General features: G+C 71.5%; 11 protein-coding genes and 1 pseudogene. 5 read left to right on the forward strand and 7 right to left on the reverse strand.

The genetic code is table 11. From position 1 onward, the window contains the following. Nucleotides 1-141 (reverse strand): annotated as a pseudogene (locus ACFW2E_RS24065) (DUF2017 domain-containing protein); the annotation flags it as partial. 11 nt (nucleotides 142-152) lie between these two features. After that, nucleotides 153-470 (reverse strand): ATP-dependent Clp protease adapter ClpS, encoded by a 318-nt coding sequence (gene clpS, locus ACFW2E_RS24070; RefSeq protein ID WP_384469152.1) that lies wholly within the window; start codon nucleotides 468-470, stop codon nucleotides 153-155. A gap of 57 nt (nucleotides 471-527) precedes the next feature. On the opposite strand from clpS, the gene ACFW2E_RS24075 reads away from it, so the two are divergent. Continuing rightward, nucleotides 528-1,922 carry a nicotinate phosphoribosyltransferase gene (locus ACFW2E_RS24075; protein ID WP_384469142.1) on the forward strand — a complete coding sequence of 465 codons (1,395 nt, stop codon included), beginning with the start codon at nucleotides 528-530 and terminating at the stop codon, nucleotides 1,920-1,922. A gap of 102 nt (nucleotides 1,923-2,024) precedes the next feature. Next, nucleotides 2,025-2,612, forward strand: coding sequence for an isochorismatase family protein (locus tag ACFW2E_RS24080; protein ID WP_384469143.1), 588 nt, complete (start codon nucleotides 2,025-2,027; stop codon nucleotides 2,610-2,612). 26 nt (nucleotides 2,613-2,638) lie between these two features. Here ACFW2E_RS24080 and ACFW2E_RS24085 read toward each other — a convergent pair whose 3' ends face one another. Beyond that, the gene (locus ACFW2E_RS24085; protein WP_384469144.1) at nucleotides 2,639-2,980 is read right to left on the reverse strand and encodes a hypothetical protein; all 342 of its coding nucleotides are present in this window, start codon (nucleotides 2,978-2,980) and stop codon (nucleotides 2,639-2,641) included. A 121-nt stretch (nucleotides 2,981-3,101) separates the two neighbouring features. Further along, nucleotides 3,102-5,453, reverse strand: a complete 2,352-nt coding sequence (locus tag ACFW2E_RS24090) for an immune inhibitor A domain-containing protein (protein WP_384469145.1) — start codon at nucleotides 5,451-5,453, stop codon at nucleotides 3,102-3,104. A 404-nt stretch (nucleotides 5,454-5,857) separates the two neighbouring features. On the opposite strand from ACFW2E_RS24090, the gene ACFW2E_RS24095 reads away from it, so the two are divergent. Next, entirely contained in the window at nucleotides 5,858-6,142 is a 285-nt protein-coding gene (locus ACFW2E_RS24095; protein WP_384469146.1) for a hypothetical protein, read from the forward strand. 78 nt (nucleotides 6,143-6,220) lie between these two features. On the opposite strand, the gene ACFW2E_RS24100 is transcribed toward ACFW2E_RS24095, so the two are convergent. Together ACFW2E_RS24100 and ACFW2E_RS24105 are read right to left on the reverse strand one after the other, a co-directional pair. Beyond that, the gene (locus tag ACFW2E_RS24100) at nucleotides 6,221-6,961 is read right to left on the reverse strand and encodes an RDD family protein (RefSeq protein WP_384469147.1); all 741 of its coding nucleotides are present in this window, start codon (nucleotides 6,959-6,961) and stop codon (nucleotides 6,221-6,223) included. A 63-nt stretch (nucleotides 6,962-7,024) separates the two neighbouring features. Further along, entirely contained in the window at nucleotides 7,025-8,383 is a 1,359-nt protein-coding gene (locus tag ACFW2E_RS24105) for an RDD family protein (RefSeq protein WP_384469148.1), read from the reverse strand. Nucleotides 8,384-8,625: 242 nt separating this feature from the next. Here ACFW2E_RS24105 and ACFW2E_RS24110 point away from each other — a divergent pair, with 242 nt between their 5' ends. Beyond that, complete coding sequence (locus ACFW2E_RS24110) at nucleotides 8,626-9,039, forward strand: SsgA family sporulation/cell division regulator (RefSeq protein ID WP_384469149.1); 414 nt, start codon at nucleotides 8,626-8,628, stop codon at nucleotides 9,037-9,039. Nucleotides 9,040-9,061: 22 nt separating this feature from the next. On the opposite strand, the gene ACFW2E_RS24115 is transcribed toward ACFW2E_RS24110, so the two are convergent. Continuing rightward, nucleotides 9,062-10,468 (reverse strand): FAD-binding oxidoreductase, encoded by a 1,407-nt coding sequence (locus ACFW2E_RS24115; RefSeq protein WP_384469150.1) that lies wholly within the window; start codon nucleotides 10,466-10,468, stop codon nucleotides 9,062-9,064. Between the two features lie 93 nt (nucleotides 10,469-10,561). Here ACFW2E_RS24115 and ACFW2E_RS24120 point away from each other — a divergent pair, with 93 nt between their 5' ends. Continuing rightward, the gene (locus ACFW2E_RS24120; protein ID WP_384469151.1) at nucleotides 10,562-12,097 is read left to right on the forward strand and encodes a tetratricopeptide repeat protein; all 1,536 of its coding nucleotides are present in this window, start codon (nucleotides 10,562-10,564) and stop codon (nucleotides 12,095-12,097) included. The last annotated feature ends 112 nt before the right edge of the window (nucleotides 12,098-12,209 follow it).

Raw genomic sequence — 12,209 nt, forward strand, 5'->3', positions numbered from 1 at the left:
GGGGGGGGGGGCGCCCCCGGGGGGGCCGGGGCCTATGCGTCCCAGGAGCTGGACGGCCAGCGACCGGATGATGGAGATCTCGACGTCGTCGAGCGCGACGGCCGCGCCGCCGCCGGGGAGCGGTTCGAAGGTTCCGGGCATGAAGGGAATCGCTACTTCCGGTCCTGCTGGAGGGTGGCCCACAGTCCGTAGCCGTGCATCGCCTGCACGTCGCGCTCCATCTCCTCGCGACTGCCGCTGGAGACGACCGCCCGGCCCTTGTGGTGGACATCGAGCATGAGCTTGGTGGCCTTGTCCTTGGTGTAGCCGAAGTACGTCTGGAAGACGTACGTCACATAGCTCATGAGGTTGACCGGGTCGTTGTGGACGATCGTGACCCAGGGGACGTCCGGCTCGGGTACGGCGAAGACCTCCTCCGCCGATTCGGTGCGTTCGATCTCTACGGGAGCGGGTGACGTCACATGGCCCATGCTGCCACGCACGCCACAAATCGTCACACTGACGAAATGGGGGTAGCATCCATTGCCATGAACACAGCGGACCTTGGGCTGCCAGAAGAAGGGCGCGAAGCGCTTCCCCACAAGGGCGGTGGTGGGCGACGGGTGGGCGTTCCCTCGACGGCACTCTTCACGGACCAGTACGAACTGACGATGCTGCGGGCCGCCCTGAAGGCGGATACCGCCGAACGGCGCAGCGTGTTCGAGGTCTTCACCCGGCGGCTGCCGGACGGCCGCCGCTACGGCGTCGTGGCGGGCACCGGGCGTGTACTGGACGCGGTCGAGAACTTCCGCTTCGACCCGGGCGTCCTGGACTTCCTGCGCGAGCGGCAGATCGTCGACGAGGCGACCCTGGAGTGGCTGGCCGACTACCGCTTCGGCGGTGACATCTGGGGCTACCCCGAGGGGGAGGTGTACTTCCCGGGCTCGCCGATCATGCGGGTGGAGGGCTCCTTCGCCGAGTGCGTGCTCCTGGAGACCGTGATCCTCTCCATCCTCAACCACGACTCCGCGATCGCCGCCGCCGCCTCGCGGATGGCCTCGGCCGCCGGGGACCGCCCGCTGATCGAGATGGGCGCCCGCCGCACCCACGAGCTCGCCGCCGTCGCCGCATCCCGGGCCGCCTACGTCGGCGGCTTCGCGTCCACCTCGGACCTTGCGGCGGGCTTCCGCTACGGCATACCGACCGTCGGCACCTCCGCCCACGCCTTCACCCTCCTGCACGACCGGGAGCGGGACGCCTTCCGGGCCCAGGTCGACTCCCTGGGCCGGGGCACCACGCTGCTCGTGGACACCTACGACGTCGCCGAGGCGGTCCGTACCGCTGTCGAGGTGGCCGGGCCCGAGCTGGGCGCCGTGCGCATCGACTCAGGCGACCTGCTGCTCGTCGCGCACCGGGTGCGGCAGCAGCTGGACGAGCTGGGCGCCACCGGCACGAAGATCGTCGTGACCTCGGACCTCGACGAGTACGCCATCGCCTCGCTCGCCGCGGCGCCCGTGGACGCGTACGGCGTCGGCACCCAGCTGGTGACCGGTTCCGGGCACCCGACCTGCTCGATGGTCTACAAGCTGGTCGCCCGCGCCGAGTCCACCGGCCCCGGGGCACCGCTGGTGCCGGTGGCGAAGAAGTCCAGCGGCGGCAAGACCTCCGCCGGCGGCCGCAAGTGGGCCGCGCGGCGGCTGGACGCCGACGGGGTGGCGGAGGCCGAGGTCGTCGGCACCGGACCGGTACCCGCCGGCCTGGTGGACCGGCAGCTGCTCGTCGAGCTGGTCAAGGCCGGTGACGTCGTGGCCCGCGAGCCCCTGGACGTGGTCCGCGACCGGCACGCGGCCGTCCGCGCCAACCTGCCGCTGTCCGCGACCCAGCTGTCCCGAGGGGAACCCGTCCTTCCGACGGAGTACGTGCACGAGCAGTCGGGTAGCTAGAGCAGGTGCCCCTTCCCGCACCGCCGCCGCAGTCTCTAGGCTCGTAAGTTCACTCTCCCCCGAGCTCTTCGAGCGGGGGACCCCAGTCGAAGGACACCGACCATGCGCCGCGCCTTGATCGTCGTTGACGTGCAGAACGACTTCTGTGAGGGGGGCAGCCTCGCGGTGGCCGGGGGTGCCGATGTGGCCGCCGCGATCACCGAGCTGATCGGGCAGGCCCCCGCCGGTTACCGGCACGTCGTGGCCACCCGCGACCACCACATCGCACCCGGCGGCCACTTCGCCGACAACCCCGACTACGTCCGCTCCTGGCCCGCGCACTGCGTGGCGGGCACGGAGGGCGTGGGCTTCCACCCGAACTTCGCGCCGGCCGTCGCCTCCGGGGCCGTGGACGCCGTCTTCGACAAGGGCGCGTACGCGGCCGCGTACAGCGGCTTCGAGGGGGCCGACGAGAACGGCGTGAAGCTCGGCGACTGGCTGCGCGCCCGGCAGGTCGACGAGGTCGACGTGGTCGGCATCGCGACCGACCACTGCGTGCGGGCGACCGCGCTGGACGCGGCCCGGGAGGGCTTCCGCACCCAGGTCCTCCTCGACCTGACCGCCGGGGTGGCCCAGGAGACCACCGAACGGGCGATCGAGGAGATGCGCGAGGCCGGTGTGGACCTCTCCGGCAAGCCCGTCGTGCAGTAGCGCTCCCCGGCAGCGCCCCGGGGCCCCTACGCCTGGGCCGTGGGCTGCCTCAACAGTGCCCTGATCGGGCGCCACAGCTCGGTCACCGGCTCGGGCGGCAGGACACCGTTGTCGGGTGCCGTCCGCCATATCAGGCCGTCCGGGTGGTGCAGGACAGCCGTGATCTCGTCCGGGGTCGGCGGGGCCGCGTTGCCCCGCAGGTAGACCGCACGCATGCCGAGGTTGCGCAGCCTGGTCAGGGCGCGCGCCCGGTTGTGGGCGTGCACGAGTACGCGCACGTTCCCGGAGCCGTCGGCGGCGGGGCGGGGCAGATTCAGCGCCACCACCACCGTGCCGTTCGGCAGCTTGCAGAAACCTCCTGCGGCCATGCGGTCACACCCCCGTGTGCGTCGGTGTCAATAAGAGGACCACAGGACGCACCTAAACACGATCGGCGGCGACCCGCCAGGGGGTCACCGCCGATACGCTTCTGACCTGCTAAAATGCGGACTACTTCACCGCGGGACCGACCTGGAGCGAGATCGTGGAGCCGTCCTTGGCCTCCTTGACGATCTTGATCTTGGTGTTGGTGTCAGTGATCTTGACACCGCCGGTCGGGTTCGACCCGTCGTAGTAGGTGCTCGTGTGGTCGTTGAAGACCGACACGCCCTTCGACGCCTTGATCTTGGTCGCGACGTCCGCCTTGTGCAGCGTGATGCCGTCCGTGCCGTACAGGCTGAACGGCGAGTCGTACGCCTGGATGCGGTTGCGCAGCAGCGTGCCGTCGGACCACTTCAGCGCGGTCGGGTGCGAGTCGACCGGCAGGATCAGGCCGGTGCCCGGGTGCTGGCTGGTGTTGTTGTCCGCCTGGGAGGTGTCCCACTTCCAGATCAGCAGGCCGTTCTGGTACGGGTAGTGCTCCACCCAGTCCGGACGGGTCGTCGAGAAGCCGAAGTTGTACGGGCCGACCTTGAGGGTCTTGTCGTACGACACGTACTGGCGGTTCTCGGCGAGGTAGTACTGCGCGTAGTCCTTGGTGAAGGACGCGCCGATGCGGGAGAAGCCGTTCACGGTCCAAGCGGCGTCCGCGGACTCGGCGTTGTCGGAGAACACGGTCGCGCCGTCGGCGGTCAGCGTGATCTCGTCGGCCGCGAAGCCCTTCTGGGCCACGCCGCCGTCGGTCGGGTAGCGGAAGCGGACGTCGATCTTCTTGCCCGCGTAGGCGTCCAGGGAGTACGACAGCTTCTTGTAGCCGTCGACCGTGCCGGTCAGCGCCGGGGCGCCGCTGGCGTCGCGCGGGATGGCCTGGCCGTCCACCGTGCCGTCGATCGCGGTCCAGTTGGCGCCGCCGTCGGTCGACACCTCGGTGTAGAGGTAGTCGTAGTTGGCCTCGATGTCGTACCAGCCGTCCAGGGACAGCGTGGCGGAGGACTTGCCGGTGAGGTCGACGGAACGGGTCAGCGTGTTCTTGAGGTTGTCACCGCTGCCGCTCCACCACTGGGCCGAGCCCTGCGCCGGGGCCACGATCGTGGTGGTGACCGCCTTGTCCGGCAGCGAGGCCACGAGGGCCTGCTTGTCCCAGGTGTTGTACTCGGCGACGCCCAGTTTGTGGGTGGACTGCTTGCCCGCCTTGGCCGTGTCGTAGTTCAGCCAGCCCAGCTGGAGCTTGTCCCAGGCGTTCATGTCGCCGGGCAGGTCGCCGATGGCCTCCTTGCCCGTGCCGAGCCAGGAGCCCGAGGACATCAGGGTCCAGAAGCCGGTGGAGTTGTCGCCGCCGGTGGTGTCGTACTCGTCCGGCAGACCGAGGTCGTGGCCGTACTCGTGCGCGTAGACACCGAGGCCGCCGTTCTCCGGCTGGATGGTGTAGTCGCCGACCCAGACACCGGTGGTACCGACCTGCGCGCCGCCCAGCTTGTTGTTGTCCGGGCCGGTGGCGCCGGCGTCGGTGCCGAAGGCGTACCAGCGGTGGGCCCAGATCGCGTCCTTGCCCTGGGCGCCGCCGCCCGCGGACTCGTCCTCACCGGCGTGCACGATCTGGAAGTGGTCGACGTAGCCGTCGGGCTCGTTGAAGTTGCCGTCGCCGTCGTAGTCGTAGCGGTCCCACTGGTCGTACTGGGCGAGGTCCGCCTTGATGTCGGCGTCGCTCTTGCCGGCCGCCTTCTGCTGGGCGACCCAGGCGTTCAGGCCGTCGCTGACGACGTTCCACACGCTCGGGCAGTTGGTGGAGCCGCAGGCGTTGTTGCCGTAACGGGCCTCGTTGTAGGGGACCTTGACCCAGTTGGAGACCTCGCCGTCCACCGAGTAGCGGCCCGAGGACTGCTTCTCGTAGTACTTCTTCAGCGACTCGGTCTTCTTGCCGGTGCCGAAGTAGAGGTCATGGAAGTGCTTCTGGTTGTAGTCCTTCTGCCAGGCCGTGCTGTTGTCCTTCTTGCGGTCCGGCGCGGCTATCTGGTTGTGCGCGGGGCCGGCGGTGCCGCCGTACTGCGGGTCGGTCTTGTCGCCGAACTCGACCAGGATCGTGAAGATCTTGTCGGTCTTCTCGCGACCGAGCTCGACGTACTTGCTGTCGCCCTTCTTGCTCTTGAGCTGGACGACCTGCGAACCGTTGCGGTTCTTGACCTTCGCCTCGCCGGATATGACCTGGTTCAGGGCCTCCTGGCGCTGCGCGTTCTGCGTCTTGCTGAGCGGACCGTCGAGGTCGTGCCCCTGCTGCTTCACCGGCGCCGGGTCGTGCCGGTTCGCGGCAGCGGACTTGGCCGTCGTGCCGGCCTCCGCCACGGCGAACGTCGAGAACGTGGCGGTGGCCGCCGCGAGCGTGACACCGATCGCGGCCGCTCTGAACGTCCAGGTTCTGCTTGTCACTTGCTTCCTCCCCCGCGTCCGGGCACACGGAAGGGGGGTCCTGGTCATGGGAAGGTCCGTGCGCGCCTGATCAACGCGTGTAGTCAAGTGACGACATTTGACTAGAGGTTTAAGAGAAAAGACAGACCTTGACTTGAGCAGGACAAGTGCACTATGCGGAGCCGGAGTTCGCTTTACGAACGTACTTGCGTACGACTCGACGGGCGCGCGAGTCCGTCCACCTGTCGGACCCCATGCGTCCGTGCGCCCCCTGTGCACCGGTACCGTGGGTTAGGTCACGCTTACCGGCCGTTCCGCTCGGGCATGCACGCGAATAGAGTCGAATGGTGGAACGCCCGGAAGTCGGCGGAAAGCCAGGCCGGTTACCCGTCTCGCCCCCAATATCTTCCGAGGACACGATTGCCATGCCTCGTCCGACTGCCGCACAGCTCGCCTACGGTTCGTGCACCGTGATCTTCTCGACGCTCGCCATGCTGCTGCTGTCACAGACGAGTTCGGGTCTGGGGATCGCGGTGATCGCCTTCGCCGCACTCGCCCTGGGGCTGCTGGTCGCCATGACGGTGCCACTGCCCAGGACGCGCCCGGCCGCGGAACCGGCCCCGGCCCCGGCCGCCGAGGAGCGGGTGCCCGCGCCCCGCGAGCCCGTGGCTGCCACGGTCGAGCCGATACGGGAGCCGAGCGCTCCCTGAGACGCGGAAGACGGCGGGTCCGTGAGACTTGCGGACCCGCCGCCTGCTGTGCGGCCCCCTCGCTCGTCACCGGCTCCCTCAACCGGTGCTGACCACCACCGTCTTGGCGGCCTTGTCGTGCAGCCCCTGTTTGTAGGGCTTGTCGAAGAAGCTCCAGCCACCCGCGACCGCGAGCCACACACACGGGCAGCACCAGATCGCGAAGAACGGGAGCCACAGCACGATCGCGCGGATCAGCGAGATCTGCACGGAGGGCGTGGAGCCGTCCTCCAGATTGGCCACCCGCATGCCCAGCCACTTCTTGCCGAGCGTCTGTCCGACCTTGGCGATCATGACGGTGTCGTAGGCCACGAAGAGCACGAGGCCGACGAGTTGCTCCAGGACGTAGTGGGCGATGTTGACCCGGTTGCCGTTCACCTGGTACTCGCGGACCCCGAAGGGCCAGGTGAGCAGCCAGGCGACGATGCCCACCAGGATGATGTCGATGATGCGCGCGAGCGTGCGCCTGCCGCTGTCGGCGAGCGGGGGCATACCGGCGAGCGGATCGGCGGGATAGTCGCCACCGCCTCCGTACGGACCACCGCCCTCGTAGGGGCCGCCGCCGGGCGGTGGCCCACCGCCCGGTGGGCCACCGTTGTACGGGCCACCGCCTCCGTACGGACCGCCCGCCCCGGACGGGCCGCCGGCACCGGGCGGAGTGCCGCCGCCGGACGGAGTGTCGTACGGCGAGCCCGAACCCCCGGCCGGTGGGGGCTGCTTCCTGAACGGGTCGTCTTCCGGTGGCTGCTGTCCTGAGCCGGGGGGCGGTTCAGTGCTCATGGCCCGAGTGGACCGCGAAGCGCCCGGCCCCGCATCCGGCGGGCGGCCGTCCGGGGGACGGGCTCAGCCCGCGACGAACGTGTGTGCCGCCTTGTCGTGCCAGCACTGGTGCCAGGGCCGGTCGAACAGGCACCACAGGACGCCGACGAGGCCGATGCCGAGCAGACCGGGGACGGTGTAGACGAACCAGCGGCGCAGGGCGAGACCGAAGGTGGGCGGCTCGTGGTCCTCGATGTCCCTGACCTCCAGCCCGCACAGCTTCTTGCCCAGAGTGCGGCCCCACTTGGCGGTCGGCAGCACCTCGTAGAGAACGCCGACGACGAGGAGGGTGGCGAGGACGATGCCGAGGTACGTCCCCGTCGTGCCGTCGAGCAGCCAGACGGTGACCGTGCGGCCGGACTGCTTGGCCGTGTCGATCTTCTCCTGGACGTGGTCGACCGCCCTGGTTCCCAACGGCACCGCGGCCGCGGCGGTCAGGGCGCCCACGACCAGGGTGTCGACGAGCCGGGCGGCGAGCCGCTTGCCCAGTCCGGCCGGGCGCGCCGCCGCCTGCCGCCGGGCGGCCGCGAGGAACGGGTCCTCCACCGGCGGCTTCCACGGCGCCAGGGGCTGCTCCTCCCCCGCCCCCGCGAGCCGGTGCACCTGCTGGGCCCAGGAGGACTGCCCGCCCCCGGCGCCGGTGGTCATGGGCGTGGCCGAGCCCGGCTGCTGGGGCAGGGAGGGAGTGGCGGGCGGAGCGGCGGCGGGCGCCTGCGCGGGAGCCGCGGCTGCCTGTGCCTGTGCCTGTGCTGCCTCGGCCTGCGCTGCCTCGGCCTGCGCGGCCGCGGCACGGGCGGCCGCGGCCTTCCCCGCGCCGAACCCGGGCCGGGCGGGTCCGCCGCCGACGGAGTCGGAGGAGCCGGCGGCACCCGCGGCCCCCATCCCCACAGGACCCTGGACCGCGGGCCCGGTACCGCCGTTGGCGGCGGTGGGCCTGCGGAAGACGAAGGTGCCGTCGGAGGGGATGCCGGAGGCGTCCGCCGGAGGGATGGTCGCCGTGCCGTCGGTGCGGGCGGCCGCGCCGTCCGGCTGGGCGGGGGTGTCCGCGGGGACCCTCGGATCGGCGCCCCAGGAGACACGCCGGTCCTGGTCGCCGCCGAAGCCGGCCTGCTGGGCCCGGTCGGCTCCCCACGCGGGCGCGGGCGCGGGCGCGGGCTGCGGATCCTCGTCGAAGAAGTGCGGACCGGTCTCCTCCACGGCGGGGGCCGCCGGGCGCCCGACGGGCGGTGCGGTGAGCGGCTCGCCGTCCCGCGGCGCCGGCCGGCTGGTGCCCGGCACCCAGGCCGCGCCGTTCCAGTACCGGACGTATCCAGGAATGGACGGGTCCGGGTAATACCCTTCGCGGGGCCTGTCGTCGCCGGGGGCCGGGGTTGGGGCGCTCATGTCCGTCGTCCCGTATCTGCGCGGGGGTCGTATGGGGGCCTCCACATCTATCAGACGCGCGCACCTCCCACCGCCAGTCCCGCCGGACCCACCCTTTTCCGGGCAACGCCGTACACCTGCTTCACAGCTTCGGAAAAAATCTCTCCCAACCCGCGTAATGGTCGTGCCGGATCTTCCTCTCCGGTCGTACAGGGCCCACCCGCAGGCCCCCGCACACCTTTCCGAGAGAGGAAACCGACGTCATGCACTGCACAGTGGTGGAACGCGAACTGGAGCTCAGGCTCGTCCTGTCGCCGGAGCGCGGCATCCCCGTCCCGGCCCGGCTCGCCTACCGCACCGACGACCCGTACGCCGTCCGCGTCACCTTCCACATCGACTCCGAACACCCGGTGAACTGGACGTTCGCCCGCGAGCTCCTCGTGGAGGGGGTGTTCCGGGCGTGCGGTCACGGGGACGTACGGGTGTGGCCGACCAAGGTGGAGGGCCGCAGTGTCGTCCTGATGGCGCTCAGTTCTCCCGACGGGGACGCCCTGCTGGAGGCGCCCGCCGCCCAGGTGTCCGCGTGGCTGGAGCGGACCCTGCGCGTGGTGCCCCCGGGGACCGAGGGCGAGCAGCTCGGGATCGACGACGCGCTCGGCCACCTGCTCGCCCAGTGACGGAAGGGGAGGAGCGGCGGCTTCAGAAGAGCTTGCCCGGATTGAGAATGCCCAGCGGGTCGAAGACCTGTTTGACGGCCCGCTGCATCTCCACCCCGACCGGGCCGATCTCCCGTGCCAGCCACTCCTTCTTCAGGACGCCCACGCCGTGCTCGCCGGTGATGGTCCCGCCGAGTTCCAGGCCGAGGGCCATGATCTCGTCGAAGGACTCACGGGCCCGCCGGGACTCGTCGGCATCCTGGGCGTCGAAGCAGACGGTGGGGTGCGTGTTCCCGTCCCCGGCGTGGGCGCACACGCCGATGGTGAGCCGGTACTTCTCGGCGATCCGCTCGACGCCTTCGAGCATCTCGCCGAGCCGGGACCGGGGCACACACACGTCGTCGATCATCGTCGTGCCCTTGACCGCCTCCAGGGCGGTGAGGGACAACCGGCGTGCCTGCAGGAGGAGTTCGGACTCGGCGGCGTCGTCGGCCGGGACCACCTCGGTGGCGCCCGCGGCCTCGCACAGCGCGCCGACGGCGGCGAGGTCGGCGGCCGGGGCCGGGGTGTCGAAGGCGGCCAGGAGCAGCGCCTCGGTCGTCTCCGGCAGGTCCATGTGGGCGAGTTCGTTGACCGCCTTGACCGTCGTGCGGTCCATGAGCTCCAGGAGGGACGGCACATGGCCGCCGGTCATGATCCGGCACACGGCGTCGCAGGCCTCGGCCGCGGAGGCGAACTCGGCGGCCAGCACCAGCTGCTGCGGCGGCTTCGGCTTCAGCGCGAGGACGGCCCGTACGACGATGCCGAGCGAGCCCTCCGAGCCGACGAACAGGCGGGTCAGGTCGTACCCGGCGACACCTTTCGCGGTGCGGCGGCCGGTGGACATCAGGCGGCCGTCGGCCAGGACGACCTCCAGGCCCAGGACGTACTCGGCCGTCACCCCGTACTTCACGCAGCACAGGCCGCCGGAGGCCGTCCCGATGTTGCCGCCGATGGTGCACATCTCCCAGCTGGAGGGGTCCGGCGGGTAGTACAGACCGTGTTCCTCCACCGCGCGGGAGAGCGTGGCGTTGATGACGCCCGGTTCGACCACGGCGATGCGGTCGACGGGATTGATCTCCAGGATGCGGTCCATCTTGGTGAGGGACAGCACGATGCAGCCCTCGGAGGCGTTCGCCCCGCCGGACAGGCCCGTGCGGGCGCCCTGCGGAACGACCGGGACACGCAGTTCACTGGCGACGCGCATGACGTGCTGGACCTGCTCGACCGTACGCGGCAGGACGACCACGGCCGGCGCTCCCGCCGGGCAGAAGCTCGCCATGTCGTTGGCGTAGGAGGCGGTGACGTCGGGATCGGTGAGGACCGCCTCGGCCGGCAGGCCCGCGAGGAGCCGGTCGCCGAGGTTGCCCTGGGCTGCGTCGGGTGCGGCTTGGATACGGCTCATGATCACAGCGTCGCACCCGGGGCCATCGGTGTGAACCCCGTCCGGGACGCGCGTTGGGGTGACCGGATGCGGTCGGCGTACTGACGCACAGTGATCGCCATGGAGAACACACAGTCCCGCCCGGGTACGTCCTTGGTCGCGGAGCGGCCGCCGCGCCGCCCCCGCAGGCTGCGGCGCGCGCTGATGATCTCTGTGGCGGCGGGGGTCGTGGCCGGAGCCGCGGTCGGCGGGGCGCTCACTCTCCTGCCGTCGGAGAAGTCCCGGCACAAGCAGCCGGCCCGGGGTTCCGGGCCACAGGCGCTGACGGCGGTCAGCGCCGGGCTGCCGGCCTCGCTGCCCGATCTGACGGCGCTGATCGGGGACCGCGAGCGCCATCTGCGGACGCATCCGCAGGACGCGCAGGCCTGGGCCGTGCTGGGGACGGCCTATGTGGAGCAGGGGCGCAGGACCGCCGACGCCGCGGACTACCCGAAGGCCGAGCAGGCCCTGCGCACCTCGCTGCGGGTGGTGGAGAAGACGTCCGCCGGGACGGCCGCCGGGGCTCCTCGGACCGCCGGGACCTCGGCGAAGGCGGCGAACGCCCTGGCGCTGGACGGGCTGGCCGCGCTGGCGAACGCGCGCCGGGACTTCGGTGCGGCCAAGCGCTGGGGCGAGCAGGCCGTGAAGGCGGAACCGAAGCGGTGGACGGCGTATCCGCCGCTGATCGACGCGTACAACGGGCTCGGCGACTACAAGGCCGCCCGCAAGACGCTGGACAAGCTGATGAAGCTGCGCGGCGGGGACGCCACGCGGCCGGCCGTGATGGCGCAGGCCGCGGCCGTCTACCGCGACCGGGGCTGGCGCGAGGACGCGGCGGCGCAGCTGGCGGACGCCGCGGCGGCCGCCGGGACACCCGCCGAACAGGCGGCCTACCTGGCGCGGGAGGGGCAGCTGTCCTGGGAGCGCGGGGACCGGGAGGACGCGCTGCGGCACTTCGAGGAGGCGCTGCGCCTGGACTCCGGCCAGCCGGCCGCCCTGGCCGGGCGGGCGCGGGCGCTGGCCGCGCTGGGCCGGACGACGGAGGCCCTGGACTCCTACCAGCAGGCGCTGGCCGCGCAGCCCGGTCCGCAGTACGTCCTGGAGCTGGGCGAGCTGTACGAGTCGCTGGGGCAGCGGGCGGAGGCACGGGTGCAGTACGACCTGCTGCGGGTGCGGGTGGCGCAGGACACCGCGGGCGGGGTCGACGACGAGCTGGTGCTGGGGCAGTTCGAGGCGGACCACGGGGACGCGCAGGACGCCGTGACGCGGCTGACCGCCGAGTGGGAGCGGCAGCCCGGGATCGAGGTGGCCGACGCGCTGGGGTGGGCGCTGCACCGGGCGGGGGACGACACCGAGGCCCTGCACTACGCCGAGATCGCCACCGACAAGGAGCACGGGGGCGGCGTGCGCAGTGCCCTGTACGTGTATCACCGGGGCGTCATCGAGCAGGAGCTGGACCTGGAGGGCGCCGCCCGGCGCCATCTGGAGGAGGCGCTGCGGATCAATCCGTACTTCTCACCCCTGCGGGTGCCTCTGGTGCGCGAGGCGCTGAGGGCGCTGGGACAGCCGGCCGACGACGACATGCCGCCGGACGTCGAGCCCGGGGACGGACGGTGAACCGGGCTCGGACATGCCCCCGGGGGCGGGTGGGGGGGGCGCCGCGGCCCCCCCCGGCGCCCGCGCGGCGCGCCCGCGGGGCCGCCCCGGGGGGGCCGCAGCCGCCCCCCGC

Origin of the sequence: Streptomyces sp. NPDC058964 (assembly GCF_042741275.1) — a bacterium.
Taxonomy (GTDB): domain Bacteria; phylum Actinomycetota; class Actinomycetes; order Streptomycetales; family Streptomycetaceae; genus Streptomyces.